Origin of the sequence: Streptomyces sp. NPDC008313 (assembly GCF_042956125.1) — a bacterium.
Classification (GTDB): domain Bacteria; phylum Actinomycetota; class Actinomycetes; order Streptomycetales; family Streptomycetaceae; genus Streptomyces.
The window spans coordinates 254,648-273,633 of sequence record NZ_JBIBFR010000010.1; the positions used below are offsets into that span (position 1 = coordinate 254,648).

Sequence of the window (18,986 nt, forward strand, 5' to 3'; positions counted from 1 at the left end):
ACGCCCCCCCCCGCCGGGCCCCGCCCCCGCCCCCGCCGCCCCCCCCCCCCCCCCCCCCCCGCCCCCCCCGCGGGGGGGGGCCCGCCCGCCCCCCCCCCCCCCGGGGCCCCCCCCCCACGGCCGTGGGAGCGCGGAAGCCCGCGCGCCTCTCGCTGTACGCGCGTACCTACTGCTGGTCGGGGCGGCCGAACTGGTCCCGCGCCCGCTCCTGTGCTGTGTCCACCTGGCCTTCGTACTTGCCCTGGGTCCGCTTGTCGACCATGTCGCCGGTCTTGTCGATGCCCTTGCCGGTCTGGTCCTCGTGGCCCTTCAGCATGCTTTTGATCTTGTCCATCATGGACATGGTTGCCTCCGCTGGGTCGGTACGGTCCCCGTCTCCAGACTCCCCACTATGCGGACGATCCGCATCCCGGGGCGTGACCGGCCCCGTTCCGCCGCACCACCGCGGGACGGCGGGGCTGATTTCGGCGCGCCGGGGGAGAAGGTACTGCGGGCCGTGCCCGGCGGACGCCCCGGGCGCCCGCCACCGAGGACAGACGCGAGGAGACGCAGGCCGATGGGAACCGCTGTGCACGTCCCGCAGACGCGCGACATGATCGGGGACGAGCTCTCCGCGGACGAGGCCCTCGTGGCGCTCAGACGCTACGGCGGGCGGCGCCTGCTGATGGACGCGTTCGCCCGGTTCCGCTACGCCGACGGCTGCACCAGCGCGCGCTCCCTCGGATTCCAGGTGGCCCTGGGGCTGGTGCCCTTCACCATCGCCCTGGTCGGTGTCGCCACCACGGTCCACACGGAGAGCCTCGGAGAGATCGTCGAAGGCACCATCGGCCGGATCGTGCCGGGGGACAGCGCCGACCTCGTGGACGACGCGCTGGCCGCCACGGAGCGCAGCGCGGGCGACGGCCTGCGCAACGCCGTCGCCATGTGGCTCGGCCTGGCCTTCGCCGTCCTCAACCTGGCCTCCGCCATGGGGCAGGTGGAACGCGGCGCCAACCGCATCTACGGCATCGAGCGCGACCGGCCGTTCCCGCGGAAGTACGGCCGCTCGCTGGTCCTCGCCTTCGCCGCGGGCATGCCGATGGTCGCCGGATTCCTCGTCCTCGTCACCGGTGAGGCCGTCGGCACGTCCGTCGTGGACACCTTCGGCTGGCCCCGGGTCCTGCTGGACTGGTGGGGCGTGCTGCGGGTCCCGCTCGGAGTGGCGCTCGCCTGGATCGCCTCGGCGGTGATCTTCCGCTGGTCGCCGCGCCGGGACCAGCCCGGGTACACCTGGCTCGCCTTCGGCTCCGCCGTCCACCTGGTGCTCTGGGTCGCGGCGACCTGGCTGCTCGCCCTGTACGTCGACGAGAGCGGCTCCTTCGGCGCCCTCTACGGGCCCCTGACGGCCTTCGTCGCCCTGCTGCTGTGGGCCAACCTCACGGGCGTCGCCCTGTTCCTCGGCATCGCCTTCGCCGCGCAGCTGGAGGCCGCCCGGGCCGGGATCGCGGACGCCGTGCGGCCCGACCCGGGCTCCGGTCCGTGACGCGCCCGAGGGGACGAGACCGCGGGCGGCGCCCGGGACGATGGTGCCTCACCGGTCCCGGGCGGGAACCCCCTCGGTGCGGTGGTCGTAGTACGCCCACACCGCCACCGCCGCCACGCCGGTCAGGCCCGCCGCCACGACGCGTGCCGGCCCGGACGTCGCGAAGGCGACCAGACCCGTCACGGCCCCTCCGCCCAGCATGATCATGCGGCTGGTGAATCGCTGCAGCGGCGGCTGCGGATCCTCGCGGTCCTTGAGGTCGTGCAGCGCGTCCCGCGCCGGATGCCGCGAGCCCCGCCGGGACCGCGCCCGGTACTCGAGGCCGTAGCTGATCAGCGCGTAGAGCGCGATGGCGCCCAGTGCCCAGAGCCACGCCCCGGGATCGTCACTCGCCGCCGGATGAACGCCCGCCAGGTGCATGAGTCTCCTCCCCGTCCGCGTCCGTATGCCCGGGAACCCGTGTGGCACGCGGGGCGAGGACGAGCATCGTGACGTCGTCGTCCACCGACGGACAGAAGCGCATCAGGTCGTCCCAGACCCGTTCGGTGAGCGAGGCGGTGGGCTCCGCGGCGAGAGCGGCCAACCGTTCGGCGAGCGGGTAGAACGCCCCGGACTCGTCGCGGGCCTCACTCACCCCGTCGGACGCGAGGAACAGCCGGTCGCCGGGATCCAGCCGGAGGGTCCGCCCCGTCGGCGCCGCCGCGTCCAGCAGCCCGAGACCGAGCGGAGTGCCCGCCTCCACCTCGACCTCCACGACCGTCCCGCCCCGCAGCAGCAGCGGGTGCGGATGCCCGCACGACACCACGCGGACGCCGCCGCCGTCCCCGGAGAACTCAAGCAGCACGGCCGTCGCGAACAGCTCCGCGTGCTCGGTCGCCGCGCTGTCCACGACCAGCCGCCGGTCCAGCCGGGCCGCGACCGTCTCCAGATCGCGCTGGTCGAGCACCGCCTCACGGAACGCCCCGAGCAGCGAGGCGACCGTGCCCACCGCCGAGAGCCCGTGCCCCTGCACGTCGCCCATCAGCGCCCGCACCCCATGAGGGCCGTCCCGTACCTCGAAGAAGTCGCCGCCGACCAGCGTCCCGCGCTGTGCCGCCCGGTACAGACCGGCACAGCGCACCACGCCGACGCGCTCCGGCAGCGGCGGGAGCACCGCGAGCTGCACGGCCTCCGCGACACTGCGCACCGTGACCAGCTGTGCGTCACGTCTGCTGCGCACGAGGGTCACGAGCACACTGAGCAGCGCGACGAAGACGACGGTCAGCAGGTCGACGTTGCCCGGGTGGTCCAGACGCAGCACCGGCAGACTCAGCAGGGCGACGACGACGCAGCCGAACGCGGCCGTCGCCACCGGCCCGTACGACAGCACCGCCAGCGACGGAATGGCCCCGAGCAGAAAGCCGATGTCCAGCGGCTCGGGGCTGGCGAGCTCGACCGCGCAGACCCCCACGAGGAGCGCGACCGGCAGCCCCCGCATCCAGCGGGGCGCCGGCGCACCGCGCAGCCAGCCCCCTTCCCGGCCGCTCCGGCGCGGGGACACGGACACGCCCATGGCACTCCTCCCGAAACCCCCACGCTCCCCCCTCCCGGCCCGCGCCGCACTCCGGCCGGGCCCGGCCGGAGCGGCGGCACACGGGTGATCGCTCCCGGGGCGGGGGATACACGTCACGTGGCGGGGAACCCGCCGGACATGGACAGGCGAGGAGACGGGCGCGATCACGCCCACCAGCGGCCCGAGGGTGTCAGCGACGTCGCGGTGGAAGCGCTCGGCGCGCTATCCAAGGCACTGGAGACCACGGAACGGGCCCGCGGCCACCTCTACTCCTTCCACCAGCTGACCGGCACGGCGGACTTCGAACTCGACCGGGCGGCGAGTCTGCTGCGCGAGGCCGGCCACGAGGAGTACGCCCGCCGGGTGGAGACCGAGATTCTGGGCCGCAACGTCATCCCGGGACACTGGACCTTCCAGATCGTCGAGGCCTACAACGCGACGTACTACGAGGCCTTCAAGGCGCTGGAGGAAGAGGTACGCGGCCGGCTGGCCGACGGCAGGGACCACCTGTACGAGGCGGAACTCAAGGAGGAGCGGCGCACCCGCGGCCACCCCGACCACACCGCGGGCCCCGGCAGTCCCCGAGAACCGGCCTGACCCCGTCCCCGCTCAGGACGGTGCCACGGCCCCCGACCCCGCCGCGGCGGACGGCGACGGCGCCAGCGGGTCGCGCAGATGGGGCAGCAGTCCGCCGCGCGTCGCGTGCACACCCGCCTGGAAACGGCTGGTCGCCTGGAGCTCCTCCATCAGCTCGGCGATGTGCCGACGGCACGTACGCACCGAGATGCCCAGCCGGCGGGCCACCATCTCGTCCTTGTACCCCTCCGACATGAGCCGGACGATGGAACTCTTCACGTCCTCCAGGGCCCGGTCGGCCTCCACCTCGCCCGGATAGCAGCAGTTGGAACCGCCCCACAGATGCTCGAACACCGTGCACATGAACGCGACCACCGTCGGCTCCCGCACGATGGTCGCGCCGGAGTCCCGCCCCAGCAGGAATGCGACCTCGCGGTCGTAGACGACGAAGTGGTCCACGACCTCGCTGCTGGTCCGGATCTGCGCGCCCGCGGTGATCAGATCCCGCACGAACGCCTTCGTCACCAGGTCGGTGCGCGCCGCGTGCTGGTAGATGGTGCGCATGCGCACGTTCCGGTCCAGGATGCCCAGCGCGACCTGCCGCGCGGCCGTCAGCAGATGGGCGGGCTGCGCCCCGCCCGGCTGGACGGTCAGCACCTCCGACTTGCAGCGGTCACTCATCTCGTCGATCATCGACTGGGCCGTGTCGGCGTCCAGGATCACGTCGAACGCCTCGGCCTGACTGCGCGCGCGCCTGCTCTCGAAGTAGCGGGGCATGAGCGACAGCATCCGCGCCCGCACCTCCGTGACTCCCTGCTGGAGGTCGCGTATCTGCCTCTCCGTCGAGCCCACCAGCTCGACCGCCGCCGCGTCCGGGCTCACCGGCAGCAGATCGCTGCCGCCGGGTATGGGGTGCAGCAGACACAGCATGCGCAGCACCTGCTCCACGCGTGCCGCTTCCTCCGACGTCAGATGGAGGGAGGCGGACACCTCGTCCCGCTGGAAACGACCCACCCGCACCGCGTGCTGATACGCGGCCCTCGTCACGTCGTCCAGCTCCGCGAATTCCGGGCCGAAGCCGATACTGACCGACATTCCCCAGGGTCCCCCCTTCGCCGAGTAGGTCGAAGCTCCGCAACTTTAAGCCATGAGTAGGCAGTTGCGGCACAGGGCGTAGTTCCGTGCGTGTTCTCCCGGCCGCCGCGGGGAAGGAAAACCGCAGCGTGAGCACGTGTACTGACACGGTTTCGAATTGTTCATTCGCCCGCACCGGGGCCGACTGCCGCGCCGGGCGGGGTGGCATCGGGGGGACGGAGGCCCAACAAGGCGTACAAACCGGGTCCTTGAGGAGATATGGCTCACCGGCAAGGGCACGCCGGGTGATGGCGCGGGCGCGGGTGGTGACGCCGGGATCCGCTCCGTGAGATGCTGCCTTCCGTCCGCGAATGGCTCGACAACGACCGCTATTCCGGCCGAAAAGGCATGGATGCGCGGCGGTTCGGTATTCACGCCGCCGCCCCGGGAAGTTCGACGGCCCGTCATCCGTAAGCAGGGCACCGGCCGGTCATCCCCGCGGACGAGGACGGTCCGGAGAATACCTCTCCTTGTGGCCCGAAGGCCGTGCGCCGTTCGGGCCCCGCCGGCACCGTGGGCTTTATTCGCCTCCCGGTACGCCTCGGCCGGAGGGCCGGGCCGCGGGGGGTGTTCCCGGGTACACCCCCCGCTCGGGTGCCAGTGCCCGTGACCGGCGTGCGGCGCACTGGCAGAGTTGACCTCGCGCGGCAGGGTCACCGCGCACCTGCGAGGACGACCCGGAAGACGACAGCGGAGGCGACATGAACATCCAGGCCGGTCTGGTGGCTGCGGCGAGAGGCCTGGGCCTGGCCCTGCTGTCGATGGTCGTCTCCCTCGTCCTGTTCTGCCTGTCCGTGGTGTCCATCGCCCTCGTGATCGTCGGGATCGGGGCACTGACCACCCCCCTGGTCACCGACGCCGCACGCGCCCACGCCACCCTGCGCAGACGGCTGGCCGCGGAATGGGCCGGAGTGCCCATCCCCGTGCCCTACCGGCCCCTGCCGGCACTGGACACCGGCCTGGTCGGCCGCATACAGCGCTGCCGCTGGCTGCTCAAGGACCCGGCGACCTGGCGTGACCTGCTCTGGATGATCGTCGACCCGGTCGCCGGCTTCCTCCTCGGCATCCTCGCGGCCGGCCTGTTCGTCTACGGCGCCTGGGGCTTCGTCCTCGCCGCGGGGGTGTGGCGCCCGATGCGCGACGTCGGCTACTGGTACGCGTTCATCCCCGTCGACAGCCAGCTCACCGCCCTGCTGGCCGCCGCGCTCGGCGTCGGCTTCCTCGCGGCCGGCGTGCGCTTCGACCCCGCGATCATCCGGACCCACGCACGGCTCACCCACGCCTTCCTGGCCCCCCACCACGAGCGGGCCCTGGAGCTGCGGGTCGAACGGCTCGAGGAGTCCCGGGCCGACGCCGTCGACGTGTCCGCCGCCGAACTGCGCCGCATCGAACGGGACCTGCACGACGGGGCGCAGGCCCGGCTGGTGGCGATGGGCATGAGCCTCGGCACCATCGAGCACCTCCTGCGGAGCGACCCGGAGAAGGCCGCGGCACTGCTCGCCGAGGCCCGTAAGTCGTCCGCCGAGGCACTGGACGAACTGCGCCGGCTGGTCCGCGGCATCCACCCGCCGGTACTGGCCGAGCGCGGCCTCGGAGACGCCGTGCGCGCCCTCGCCCTGCGCAGCCCCGTCAGGACCGAGGTCGCCATCGAGACGACCGGACGCATGGCCGCGCCCGTCGAGGCGGCCGCCTACTTCGCGGTGTCGGAGATGCTGACCAACGTGGCCAAGCACGCCGACGCGCAGCGCATCTGGGTCGACATGCGCCACCAGGACGGCATGCTCAGGATCACGGTCACCGACGACGGCAGGGGCGGCGCGGACGTCTCCCGGGGCACCGGGCTCGCGGGTATCGAGCGCCGGCTCGGCACCTTCGACGGCGTACTGGCGCTCAGCAGCCCGCCCGGCGGCCCCACCACGGTCACCATCGAGCTGCCCTGCGAACCGCTCACCCCTCAGGATCTCGCGGTGCGGGAGGCCCGCCAGTCCTGACCCGGACCTCGGCCTCCACCCCCGGGAGGCCGGGACACCACGCGCCGGCGGATCCCCGATCCGCCGGCGCGTGCCTGTGCCTGTGTCCGTGTCCGTGTCCGTGCTCCTTCCCGGTCCCCGTGCCTGTGTCCGTGCCGGTGCTCCCTCCCGGTCCGGTGCCCCTTCCCGTGCCCGCCCGGCCCGTAGGGGGCCGCACCCGCGCAGGGGTCGCGCCTCGCACCCGAACGGACGGGCCGGACGCCGCGCCCCGCGCGGGCCGGGCCGCACCGGTGGGGTGCGGTAAGGGCCGCTAAGGGGCCTGTAGGGGGAGCCCGCGAGAAGTGTTTCCTCATACCGTGGCCGAGCCTGCTTCCACAGGGAGCCCTCTGCGCGGAAGTGGTCGGTGAAAACGTCTTTGCGCCGTGATTCCAGCAGCGGTCATTCGCCTGTCGACGATGAGGAGCGAGCATGCGGTTCGGTCTGATATATCTCCAGCAGAATCCTCGTCCGTGGAGCGAGGACGGTGAGGAAAAGGTACTCAACGAGGCACTGGAGCAGGTCGTGCTCGCCGACCGGCTGGGCTTCAGCACCGTATGGGCCTCGGAACACCACTTCCTCGACGAATACTCCCACTCCTCCGCCCCGGAAATCTTCCTCGCCGCGGCAGCCGCCCGCACGAAGAACATCCGGCTCGCCCACGGAATCGTCACCCTCCCGCCGGCGGTGAATCACCCCGCCCGGGTCGCCGAACGCATCGCCACCCTCGACCTGGTCTCCGGCGGCCGCGTCGAATTCGGCTCCGGACAGGGCAGCACCCAGCACGAACTCGGCGCCTTCGGGATCGACCGTGCCACCAAGCGCGACCAGTGGCGTGAGGCGATCGGCGTCATCACCCGCATGTTCACCGAGGTGCCCTTCACCGGACACGACGGCGAATGGGTCTCCATGCCGCCGCGCAACGTGCTGCCCAAGCCCAAGCAGAAGCCCCACCCGCCGCTCTGGGTCGCGTGCAGCTCCCCCGAGACCGTGGAGACCGCCGCCCGCAACGGCGTGGGCGCCCTGTCGTTCGCCTTCATGACCCCGGAGGAGGCCAAGGAGCGCGTCGAGGCGTACTACCGGATCATCGAGTCCGAGGACTGCGTGCCCGTCGGGAAGGCCGTCAACGCCAACTTCGCCGTCGCCCTGCCCTTCCTCTGCCACACCGACGAGGAGACCGCCTACGAACGCGCCCTCGGCGGCGTCGACTTCTACGTGAACTCCTTCATGCATTTCTACGTGCAGGGCGCCCACCGCCCCGGCATCACCGACCTCAGGGCCGAGTTCGAGAAGCGCCCGCCCGTCCCCCCGGAGAACGCCGCCCGAATGGACATGGTGGTGCGCCGGGGAATCGGCACACCGCAGAAGATCGCCGACATGATCCGCGTCCAGGAGGAAGCCGGCGTCGACGAGATCATCTTCCAGGTGCAGCTCGGCGCCAACAAGCACGAGCACATCTGCGAATCCCTCGAACTCTTCGCCCGCGAGGTCATGCCGGAATTCACCGAGCGCCGCGAGGCCCGGGAGATCGCCAAGCAGGAACGCCTGGCCGTCCCCGTCAAGAGCGCCCTGGAGCGCATCGAGAACACCACCGTGGACGTGTCGGACTACGTGATCCGCACCGACATGGAGGAGTTCCAGAATTCCGCGCCGAAGACCGAGGACTGAGCCGCCGTCCATCGCCGGCACGCTGCTCCCCACGGTGCGCGAGGCACCCCCACGCCACCCCGGCGCATCCCCTTCCCCCCCCGTGCGCCGGGGTTTCGCACCGTCCCCGTGAACTGGAACCGAGAGGTAATCCGTCATGTATGCGTTCGAAGAGTCGGACACCATCGACGCCGAGCTCGACGCGGTGTGGCAGACGGTGTCCGACGTGCCCTCCTGGGCCACCTGGGACCCGCACGTCCTGCAGTGCGGCTTCGACGAGCCGTTCGAGGTGGGCAGCGGCGGCTGGACCATCTCCCGCATCGTGTCCGGCCGGCGCGGCTACTTCAAGGTCGCCGCCGTCGACCCGGGCCGTTCCTACACCACCGAGTCCCCGATGCCCGGGGGCAAGATGCTGATCATCAACACCTACCGTGCCGACGGGCCGGGCCGCGTCGCGGTCCACCGCCGCGTCGAGGTCCACGGACCCTTCACCCCCGTCTTCCGCCTCTTCTGGGCCAAGGCGTTCCAGGGCGACACCCGCGTCACCTTCCAGGCCCTCGAGCAGGAAGCCCGGCGCCGTACAGCAGAGGCGGGCAGCACACGATGACCGAAGCAGTAGTGATCGGCGCCGGACTGGCCGGCCTGCTCGCCGCCCGCGTCCTGTCGCGGCACGCCGACAAGGTCACCGTCATCGAGGGCGACACGCTCCCCGACGGACCCCGGCAGCGCAAGGGCCTGCCCCAGGGCCGGCAGAACCACATGCTCATGGCCGGCGGGGCCGAGGCCCTCGACCAGCTGCTGCCCGGCACCCTCGCCCGGCTCTCCGCGGCCGGCGCCCACACCCTCCGCATGGGCCAGGACCTGCTCACCCTCTCCTCCGAGGGCTGGTTCCGCACCTTCGAGGACGAGTCGTACACCATCGCCTGCAGCCGGCCCCTCATCGACCACGTCGTCCGCGGCCAGGTTCTCACCGACGGTACCGTCACCCTCCTGGAGTCCACGAAGGCGACCGGCCTCACCGGCGACGCGGCCAAGGTCACCGGAGTCCGTGTCGAGCGGGCCGACGGAACCGAGGCGACCGTCCGGGCGGACCTCGTCGTGGACGCCTCCGGCAACCGCTCCAAGGCCGCCCAGTGGCTCACCGACTTCGGACTGCCCACCGTCAAGGAGGAGTTCGTCGACGCCGGACTCGCCTACGCGGGACGCGAGTACGAGGCCCCCGTCGAGGCCGCCAAGGAGTTCCCCGGAGTCCTCATCCAGACCGTCCCCGGCACCGGAAAGCCCGGCCAGGGCGCCGCGTTCATGCCCCAGGAGGACGGCCGCTGGATCGTCTCCCTCATCGGCACCCAGGGCGGCCAGCCGCCCACCGCCGACGAGGGGTTCATGGAGTTCGCCCGCGGCATGCGCGACACCGTCGTCGCCGATCTCATCGGCACCGCCCGCCCGCTCACCGAGGTACGCGGCTCCCGCGGCCTCGCCAACCGGCGCCGCTCCTACGACAAACTGCCGGTGCCCGACGGCTTCCTGGCCATCGGCGACGCCGTCATGGTCCTCAGCCCCAACTACGCCACCGGCATGTCGATGGCCGCGCTCGGCGCCCTCGCCCTGCGCACCCGCCTCAAGACCGACGGCCTGCGCCCCGGACTGTCCCGCAAGGTCCAGTCCGACATCGCCGGGATCGGCGCCGGCCCCTGGGCCATGGCCAGCACCAACGACCTGTTCTTCCCCGGCGTCAAGACGAACATCACCGTCCGCGGCGCCGCCATGCAGCAGAGCATGGGCGCCCGCTACGCCCGCACCGCGGCAGCGAACGAGAAGGTCCTGCGGGCCGTCTACGAGGTCAGCTCGCTGCGCAGCCCGCAGAGCCGCATGATGGCGCTCCCCGTACTGGCCGCCGTCCTGCGCGGCCCCGGCAGGCCGCCGCTGACCTCGGAACAGGCCCTCGCCCAGTTCCCGCAGATCGGCGAGCTCTTCGCGACCCTCGCGAGGTCGGACCTCTCCGACGCCGGCCGCTGAGCACACCGTCCGACACACCGGCAGCGTGAATCACCGCATCGACGAGAGGAGTTGGCCACCTGTGAGCAACGAGGAAAGGCTCCTTCAATACCTCAAGCGCACTCTGGCGGAGCTGCGTGACGCTCGCAGGTGCCTCGCCGAGGCCGCACGCAAGCCCGACGACGAGTCCGTGGCGATCGTCGGGATGGCGTGCCGCTACCCCGGCGGTGTGGCGTCGCCGGAGGACCTGTGGCGGCTGGTGTCGGACGGCGTGGACGCGGTGTCGCGGTTCCCGCAGGACCGCGGCTGGGACGACGGCGTGTTCGACCCCGAGCCCGGCCGGGCCGGCAAGACGTACGCGCGCGAGGGCGGATTCCTGCACGACGCCGCCGACTTCGACGCCGACTTCTTCGGCATCAGCCCGAACGAGGCCCTCGTCATGGACCCGCAGCAGCGGCTCCTGCTGGAGACCGCCTGGGAAGCCGTGGAGCGCGCCGGCGTCGACCCGCTGACCCTCAAGGGAAGCCGCACCGGCGTCTTCGCCGGAGTGATGTACCACGACTACGCCCAGGGCAAGGAGGCCGGCAGTTCCAGCGCCGGCAGCCTGGTCACCGGCCGCGTCGCCTACACCCTCGGCCTCGAAGGCCCGGCGGTGACCGTGGACACGGCGTGTTCGTCGTCGCTGGTCGCCCTGCACCTGGCGGCCCAGGCACTGCGCCGCGGCGACTGCACCCTCGCCCTGGCCGGCGGCGTCACCGTCATGTCCAACCCCGAGATGTTCGTCTATTTCAGCACCCAGCGAGGCCTCGCCGCCGACGGCCGCTGCAAGTCCTTCTCCGAGGCCGCCGACGGCATGGGATGCTCCGAGGGCGCCGGCGTCCTGTTCCTGGAACGCCTCTCCGACGCCCGCCGCAACGGCCACCCCGTGCTCGCCCTGGTCCGCGGCAGCGCCGTCAACCAGGACGGCGCCTCCAGCGGTTTCACCGCACCCAACGGCCCGTCGCAGCAGCGCGTGATCAAGCAGGCCCTCTCCGGTTCCCGGCTCTCCACGAGCGACATCGACGTCGTCGAGGGCCACGGTACGGGGACGACGCTGGGTGACCCGATCGAGGCGCAGGCACTGCTGGACACGTACGGCCAGGAACGGGCCGAGGACCGGCCGCTGTGGCTGGGCTCCATCAAGTCGAACATGGGGCACACGCAGGCGGCGGCGGGCGTCGCGGGCATCATCAAGATGGTCATGGCGATGCGGCACGAGGTGCTCCCCAAGTCCCTGTACGCCGACCGGCCCACGACGAAGGTGGACTGGGACTCCTCCGCCGTACGCCTGCTCACCGAGGCCCGCGCATGGCCCGCACCGGAGGACGGCCGACCGCGACGGGCAGGTGTCTCGTCGTTCGGCCTGAGCGGGACGAACGCCCACGTGATCGTGGAGGAACCGCCGGCGGAGGAGCCTGCGGAGACGCTGTCCGATACGCCCTCCGACACGCCGTCCGAGGCGCCGTCCGAGACACCTGCGCAGACGCGCGCGGAGGAGCTCGCCGACGGCGTGGAGCCGACCGACGCAACCCTCGCCGCGAGTCCGGCCATGGCTTCGCCGGTCGGGTCGTCGGTGGTGCCGGTGGTGGTGTCGGCGCGGGCTGTGGAGGCGGTGGCGGGGCAGGCGGAGCGGCTGGCTGGGTGGGTCGCGGAGCGTCCGGGTCTTTCGGTGACGGATGTCGGTTTCTCGTGTGTGACGACGCGGTCGGCGCTGGAGCACCGGGCCGTGGTTGTCGGGCGGGGCCGCGATGAGCTGCTGGCGGGGCTGGCGGCTGTCGCGGAGGGTCGTGGCGGGGCGTTGGTGGGCAGGGCTCGTCCGGGTGGTCTGACGGCGGTGCTGTTCACGGGTCAGGGGAGTCAGCGGCTGGGGATGGGGCGGGAGTTGTATGCCGGGTTCCCTGTCTTCGCTGCCGCGTTCGACGCGGTGTGTGCGGAGTTGAATCCGTTGCTGGGCAGGTCACTTCGTGAGGTGGTGTGGGGCGAGGACGCTGAGCTGCTGAACCAGACTGCCTATGCCCAGGCGGGGTTGTTTGCGGTGGAGACGGCGTTGTTCCGGTTGGTGGAGTCGTGGGGTGTGCGGCCGGACTTTGTGGCCGGGCATTCGATCGGTGAGCTGGTCGCGGCGCATGTTGCTGGTGTGTGGTCGTTGAAGGATGCGGCTGCTTTGGTGGCGGCGCGGGGCCGGTTGATGCAGGCGTTGCCGGAGGGCGGGGCGATGCTCGCCGTCCAGGCGACGGAGGACGAGGTTCTGTCGCTCCTGGATGACGAGGTGGGTCTCGCGGCGGTCAACGGGCCGTCGTCCGTGGTGGTTTCGGGCACGGCAGCAGCTGTGGGCGTCATTGAGGAGCACTTCGCGGGGCTGGGGCGGAAGACGACCCGGCTGCGGGTGTCCCATGCGTTCCATTCTCCGTTGATGGAGCCGATGCTGGCCGAGTTCCGTGCGGTCGCCGACTCGCTCACGTATGCCGATCCGTCGATCCCGGTCGTCTCGAACCTGACCGGTGCCGTTGCGTCCGCCGAGGAGCTGCGCGCCCCGGGCTACTGGGTGCGGCACGTCCGTGAGGCCGTACGGTTCGCCGACGGCGTGCAGGCCCTTCGCGCCCAGGGCGTCACCCGCTTCGTCGAGTGCGGCCCCGATGCCGTGCTGACCGCGCTCGCCCAGCAGTCCGTGGAGGGCGACGACTGCACCTTCTCCGCGCTGCTGCGCAAGGTCCGTGCCGAGGACACCACCGCCGTCAGCGCACTCGCGCAGGTCTTCGCCTCGGGCGGTGAGGTCGACTGGCCGGCGTTCTACGCGGGCCGGGGCGCCCAGCGCGTCGACCTGCCCACGTACGCCTTCCAGCGCGAGCGCTACTGGATCGACGCGCAGAGCATGACCGCCGGAGACGGCCTGCCGGCCTACCCGGAGACCGGTGAGGATCTGCGGGTCGAACTCCTCGCCCTCACCCCGGACGAGCGCGGACGCCGGCTCCTGGACGTCGTGCGCGACCAGGTCGCCGCCGTACTCGGCCACGCGTCGTCGGCGGCGGTGGACCCCGACCGGGCCTTCAAGGATCTCGGGTTCGACTCGCTCGCCGCCGTGGAGCTGCGCAGGCGACTGGGCGCCGCGACCGGACTGACGCTTCCGGCCACCCTCGTCTTCGACCATCCCACGTCCCGCGCCGCCGCCGAGTACGTCGACGCGCTGATCCTCCCGGACGACGGGGAGGGGCCCGCGCAGGTGGTGCTGGGGGAGGTCGACCGGTTGGAGGCCCTCCTGTCCGGGCTCACGGAGGAGACGGCCGTACGCGAGCACGAGCGCATCACCAGCCGCCTCGAAGCGCTGCTGCGCGGATGGCGTGACGCCCGGGGCGGGGCAGAGACGGACGAGTCCGCCGACTACGAGTCCGCCACGGACGAGGAACTGTTCGACGTCCTCGACAGCGAACTGGGCATCGCCTAGCCCGGCGTCGTCCTTGCCGTCCAAGAACCGTACGAGCGACATCGATTGAGGGGCAGAGGCGCAGATGGGCAACGACGAGAAGCTCCGCGAATACCTCAGGCGGGCCACGTCGGACCTCCAACAGACCAAGCGGCGCCTGCGCGAGACGGAGGACAGGCAGCACGAGCCGATCGCGATCGTCGCCATGAGCTGTCGCTACCCCGGCGGAATCAGCTCGCCGGAGGATCTGTGGAACCTGGTGGCCACGGGGTCGGACGGCATCTCCTTCTTCCCCACCGACCGGGGCTGGGACATCGAGAACCTGTATGACCCCGAGCCCGCGACGCCCGGCAAGACGTACTCCCGTGAGGGCGGTTTCCTGCACGACGCCGCCCAGTTCGACGCCGACTTCTTCAAGATCAGTCCGAGGGAGGCCCGGGAGACCGACCCGCAGCAGCGGCTGCTGCTGGAAACGTCCTGGGAGGCCTTCGAACGGGCCGGCATCGACCCACTGTCGCTGAAGGGAAGCCGCACCGGTGTTTTCGCCGGTGTCGTCTACCACGACTACTCCGCCGACAGCGGCACCGGCGCCCTCGCCAGCGTCGCCTCCGGCCGGATCGCCTACACCCTCGGCCTGGAGGGACCCGCGGTCACCGTCGACACGGCCTGCTCGTCCTCCCTGGTCGCCCTGCACTGGGCCATCCAGGCCCTGCGCGCGGGCGACTGCTCCCTGGCACTCGCCGGTGGCGTGACCGTGATGGCCACGCCGGTGTCGTTCGTCGGCTTCAGCCAGGATCGCGGACTGGCGCCGGACGGCCGCTGCAAGGCGTTCGCCGAGGCGGCGGACGGCACGGGCTGGGGCGAGGGCATCGGCATGCTTCTCGTGGAGCGGCTGTCGGACGCGCGTCGCTACGGCCACCCCGTCCTCGCCGTCGTCCGCGGCAGCGCGGTCAACTCCGACGGTGCCAGCAACGGCTTGACCGCCCCGAACGGCCCGTCCCAACAGCGCGTCATCCGGCAGGCGCTGGCCACCGCCCAGCTCTCCGCCGACCAGGTGGACGCGGTCGAGGCGCACGGTACGGGGACGACGCTGGGTGACCCGATCGAGGCGCAGGCGCTGCTGGCGACGTACGGGCAGGACCGTCCGGCGGACCAGCCCCTGTGGCTGGGTTCGATCAAGTCGAACATCGGGCACGCGCAGGCGGCGGCCGGGGTCAGCGGCATCATCAAGATGGTCATGGCGATCCGCAACGGGGTCCTGCCGAAGACCCTGCACGTGGACGCCCCCAGCTCCAACGTCGACTGGACCGCGGGCAACATCGCCCTCCTCACCGAGCAGATCGCCTGGCCCGACAGCGGCCATCCCCGGCGGGCCGGCATCTCGTCGTTCGGCCTCAGCGGTACGAACGCCCACGTGATCGTGGAGGAGGCGCCCGCCGAGACACCGGCCGAGGCGCCCGGCGACCCGGGTGAGGCCGCCAGTCCGGCCGTGGCGTCCCAGGTCGTGCCGTGGGTGCTGTCGGCACGCGGTGCGGAGGCACTGTCGGCACAGGCGGAGCGCCTCGACGCCTACGTGGGTGAGCGTGAGGGGTTGTCGGCGGTCGATGTGGGGTTCTCGCTGGCGATGTCGCGGGCCGCGTTGGAGCGGCGTGCGGTGGTGGTGGGTGCGGGCCGTGAGGAGTTGCTGCGCGGTGTGGCGGCGGTGGCTGCGGGTGAGCCGGCTGCCGGTGTGGTGCGGGGTGTGGTCTCGGATGGTCTGACGGCGGTGCTGTTCACGGGTCAGGGGAGTCAGCGGCTGGGGATGGGCCGGGAGTTGTATGCCGCGTTCCCGACGTTCGCTGCCGCGTTCGATGCTGTGTGTGGCGAGTTGGATCCGTTGCTGGGGCGTTCGTTGCGTGAGGTGGTGTGGGGTGAGGATGCCGGGCTGTTGAACCGGACTGTCTTCGCTCAGGCGGGGTTGTTTGCGGTGGAGACGGCGTTGTTCCGGTTGGTGGAGTCGTGGGGTGTGCGGCCGGACTTTGTGGCTGGGCATTCGATCGGTGAGCTGGTCGCGGCGCATGTTGCTGGTGTGTGGTCGTTGAAGGATGCGGCTGCGTTGGTGGCGGCGCGGGGCCGGTTGATGCAGGCGTTGCCGGAGGGCGGGGCGATGCTCGCCGTCCAGGCGACGGAGGACGAGGTTCTGTCGCTCCTGGATGACGAGGTGGGTCTCGCTGCGGTCAACGGGCCGTCGTCCGTGGTGGTTTCGGGCGCGGCGGCTGCTGTGGGCGTCATTGAGGAGCACTTCGCGGGGCTGGGGCGGAAGACGACTCGGCTTCGGGTATCCCATGCGTTCCATTCGCCGTTGATGGAGCCGATGCTGGCCGAGTTCCGTGCGGTCGCCGACTCGCTCACGTATGCCGATCCGTCGATCCCGGTCGTCTCGAACCTGACCGGTGCCGTGGCGTCCGCCGCTGAGCTGCGTGACCCGGGCTACTGGGTGCGCCATGTCCGTGAGGCCGTACGGTTCGCCGACGGCGTGCAGGCCCTTCGCGCCCAGGGCGTCACCCGCTTCGTCGAGTGTGGCCCGGACGCGGTGCTGACCGCGCTCGCCCAGCAGACCCTCGAAGGCGACGAGGATTTCGCGTTCGCCGCGCTGCTGCGCAAGGGCCGTGCCGAGGACACCACCGCCGTCACCGCGCTGGCGCAGGTCTTCGCGTCGGGCGCTCGCGTCGATTGGCCGGCGTTCTACGCGGGCCGGGGTGCCCAGCGCGTCGACCTGCCCACCTACGCCTTCCAGCGCCGCCGCTACTGGTCGGCAACCGTCGGGGCCGAACAGGAACGCGGCTCCGTGTCGAGCACGCCCACGCCCATAGAGGGAACCGGCGCCGATGCCGTGGACGCCGCCTTCTGGGACGCGGTGGAACGGGAGGACAGCCGGTCGCTGGCCGGGGAACTCGACGTGTCCGCTGCTGAACTCAGCCCCGTACTCCCCGCGTTGGCGACCTGGCGACGCGCTCGGCGGGAGGCCGCCCTGCTGGATTCCTGGCGCTATCGGGTGGTGTGGCGCCCCATGGATGGCGTGGCGTTCGCCGCGCCGAGCGGGGAGTCCTCCGGTGACGACGCGGGGGCCTGGCTGGTGGCCGTGCCCGCCGGGGACCAGACCGGTTCCTCTGCCGCACGGATCGTGGAGGCGCTGACGGCCACGGGGACCGCGCCCGTGGTGCCGATCGAAGTGACCGATGCCGACCGGGCCGCACTGACCGAGCGGTTGCGCACCGAAGCGTCCCGCGGGAACGTACGCGGCGTACTGTCGCTCCTCGGTCTCGATGACCGCCCGCACCCGGTGCACGCCGCCCTCACCCAAGGAGGCGCGGCGACGATCGCCCTGGCACAGGCGTGGGGCGACGCCGAGGTGACCGCGCCCCTCTGGTGTGTCACCAGTGGCGCCGTGGCCGTCGACGACCCGGCCGAGGTGATCAGCCCCATGCAGTCCGCCCTGTGGGGCCTCGGCGCGGGTCTGGGCCTCGACCATCCGAAGGGCTGGGGCGGCATGATCGACGTCCCCGTCCAGGTCGACGAGCGGACGGCCGAACGCCTCTACGGCGTGCTGCACGCCGCTGACGGCGAGGACCAGGTGGCCATCCGCCCGCACGGTGTGTTCGCACGCCGCATGATGCGCGCCCCGCTGGAGACGGACGGCAAGGCCGCGCCGAGCGGGGGAGGAACGTCCACCGCCCCGGCTCGTGACCGTGACCGTGCCCGGCACCGCCCCACCCCGGGAACGGTCCTCGTCACCGGTGGCACCGGCGGACTCGGCGCCCATGTGGCCCGGATGCTCGCCGCGGACGGCGCCCGGCACTTGGTGCTCACCAGCCGCCGTGGACCCGCTGCCGAGGGCGCCGGGACTCTGGCGAAGGAGCTGGAGTCCCTGGGTGCTCAGGTGACGATCGCCGCCTGCGACGTCGCCGACCGTGCCGCCGTGGCCGGCCTGCTGGAGTCCCTGCCCGCCGAACCACCCCTGACGGCCGTCGTCCACGCCGCCGGCCTGCCGCAGCGCATCGCCCCGCTGTCCGAGCTGGATCTCGACGAGTTCGCCGAGGTCGGCAGGGCAAAGATCCTCGGTGCCGCCCACCTGGACGAGCTCCTGGGGGACCGTCCACTGGACGCGTTCGTGCTCTTCTCCTCCGGCGCCGCGGTCTGGGGCAGCGGCGGCCAGGCCGCGTACGGCGCTTCCAACGCCTTCCTCGACGGGCTGGCCCACCGGCGCCGCGCACTGGGACGCACGGCCATCTCCGTCGCCTGGGGTTCGTGGGAGTCCGGCATGGTCGACGAGGAACTGAGCGCGCTGATGCGCCGTATCGGCGCCCCCGCGATGGCCCCCGGCACGGCCATCGGGGCGCTCCGGCAGGCGCTCGACCGGGACGAGAGCCACCTCGTCGTCGCGGACTTCGACTGGTCCCGCTTCGTCCCCGCCTACACCCTCGCCCGCCCCCGGCCCCTGCTCGACGCCATCCCCGACGTGCGCTCCGTCCTCGCCGGAGGCGGCGAGGACGAGCAGTCCGGGTCCGGCGCGTCGGAGCTGACCACCCGGCTGAGCGCCATGTCCCGGACCGAACAGAGCCGCTCCCTCCAGGAACTCGTCCGTACGCATGTGGCGGCCCTGCTCGGCTACGACGATCCCGCGGCCCTGGACCTCAAACGGGCCTTCGACGACCTGGGCTTCGACTCCGTCTCGGCCGTCGACCTCAGGGGACGGCTCAGCACGGCCACCGGCAGGAAACTGCCCAGCACCATGGTCTTCGACTACGCCAATCCGGCCGCCCTGGCCGACTTCCTGCTCGGGGAGCTCGCCCCGGAGGAAGGAACACAAAGCCTCCCGCTCCTCGCCGAGCTGGACCGCTTCGAAGCGGCGGCGGCCGGACTCGACCCCGGTGAGATCGAGCGGACCCGGGTGATCTCCCGGCTGCAGAACCTCACGGCGAGGCTCACCGACATCCTCGGCGTCGAGACCGACGGCGGCCCGGATGTCGGCCAGAAGCTGGAGTCCGCCTCCGCCGACGATGTCTTCGACTTCATCGACAAAGAACTCGGCCTCGCCTGAGCAGGCGCGTGACC

Annotated in this window: 11 protein-coding genes and 1 pseudogene; 8 read left to right on the forward strand and 4 right to left on the reverse strand. The window is 71.9% G+C overall.

Annotated elements, in window-relative coordinates; translation table 11 throughout:
* Positions 1-166: 166 nt before the first annotated feature.
* Positions 167-343, reverse strand: a complete 177-nt coding sequence (locus tag ACFY93_RS16140) for an Rv0909 family putative TA system antitoxin (protein ID WP_391358605.1) — start codon at positions 341-343, stop codon at positions 167-169.
* Positions 344-556: 213 nt separating this feature from the next.
* Here ACFY93_RS16140 and ACFY93_RS16145 point away from each other — a divergent pair, with 213 nt between their 5' ends.
* Entirely contained in the window at positions 557-1,522 is a 966-nt protein-coding gene (locus ACFY93_RS16145) for a YhjD/YihY/BrkB family envelope integrity protein (RefSeq protein ID WP_391358607.1), read from the forward strand.
* A 48-nt stretch (positions 1,523-1,570) separates the two neighbouring features.
* On the opposite strand, the gene ACFY93_RS16150 is transcribed toward ACFY93_RS16145, so the two are convergent.
* Entirely contained in the window at positions 1,571-1,942 is a 372-nt protein-coding gene (locus ACFY93_RS16150; protein ID WP_391358609.1) for a hypothetical protein, read from the reverse strand.
* Positions 1,908-3,074 carry a SpoIIE family protein phosphatase gene (locus tag ACFY93_RS16155; RefSeq protein ID WP_391358611.1) on the reverse strand — a complete coding sequence of 389 codons (1,167 nt, stop codon included), beginning with the start codon at positions 3,072-3,074 and terminating at the stop codon, positions 1,908-1,910. The genes ACFY93_RS16150 and ACFY93_RS16155 overlap by 35 nt, the downstream gene beginning before the upstream one ends.
* A gap of 138 nt (positions 3,075-3,212) precedes the next feature.
* On the opposite strand from ACFY93_RS16155, the gene ACFY93_RS16160 reads away from it, so the two are divergent.
* Positions 3,213-3,671 carry a hypothetical protein gene (locus tag ACFY93_RS16160; protein WP_391358613.1) on the forward strand — a complete coding sequence of 153 codons (459 nt, stop codon included), beginning with the start codon at positions 3,213-3,215 and terminating at the stop codon, positions 3,669-3,671.
* A 12-nt stretch (positions 3,672-3,683) separates the two neighbouring features.
* Here the strand turns inward: ACFY93_RS16160 and ACFY93_RS16165 are convergent, their stop codons facing one another.
* Positions 3,684-4,745, reverse strand: coding sequence for a LuxR C-terminal-related transcriptional regulator (locus ACFY93_RS16165; protein ID WP_391358615.1), 1,062 nt, complete (start codon positions 4,743-4,745; stop codon positions 3,684-3,686).
* Positions 4,746-5,485: 740 nt separating this feature from the next.
* On the opposite strand from ACFY93_RS16165, the gene ACFY93_RS16170 reads away from it, so the two are divergent.
* The 6 genes and pseudogenes from ACFY93_RS16170 (at position 5,486) to ACFY93_RS16195 (ending at position 18,972) form a co-directional block, all read left to right on the forward strand.
* Positions 5,486-6,775 carry a sensor domain-containing protein gene (locus ACFY93_RS16170; protein WP_391358617.1) on the forward strand — a complete coding sequence of 430 codons (1,290 nt, stop codon included), beginning with the start codon at positions 5,486-5,488 and terminating at the stop codon, positions 6,773-6,775.
* Between the two features lie 447 nt (positions 6,776-7,222).
* Positions 7,223-8,458, forward strand: coding sequence for an LLM class flavin-dependent oxidoreductase (locus ACFY93_RS16175; protein WP_391358619.1), 1,236 nt, complete (start codon positions 7,223-7,225; stop codon positions 8,456-8,458).
* Positions 8,459-8,594: 136 nt separating this feature from the next.
* Positions 8,595-9,044, forward strand: coding sequence for an SRPBCC family protein (locus ACFY93_RS16180; RefSeq protein WP_391358622.1), 450 nt, complete (start codon positions 8,595-8,597; stop codon positions 9,042-9,044).
* Positions 9,041-10,453 carry an FAD-dependent monooxygenase gene (locus ACFY93_RS16185; RefSeq protein WP_391358625.1) on the forward strand — a complete coding sequence of 471 codons (1,413 nt, stop codon included), beginning with the start codon at positions 9,041-9,043 and terminating at the stop codon, positions 10,451-10,453. The genes ACFY93_RS16180 and ACFY93_RS16185 overlap by 4 nt, the downstream gene beginning before the upstream one ends.
* Before the next feature lie 82 nt (positions 10,454-10,535).
* Positions 10,536-13,913, forward strand: a pseudogene (locus ACFY93_RS16190) (type I polyketide synthase); the annotation flags it as partial.
* 64 nt (positions 13,914-13,977) lie between these two features.
* Positions 13,978-18,972, forward strand: a complete 4,995-nt coding sequence (locus ACFY93_RS16195; protein ID WP_391358627.1) for a type I polyketide synthase — start codon at positions 13,978-13,980, stop codon at positions 18,970-18,972.
* Positions 18,973-18,986: the final 14 nt, after the last annotated feature.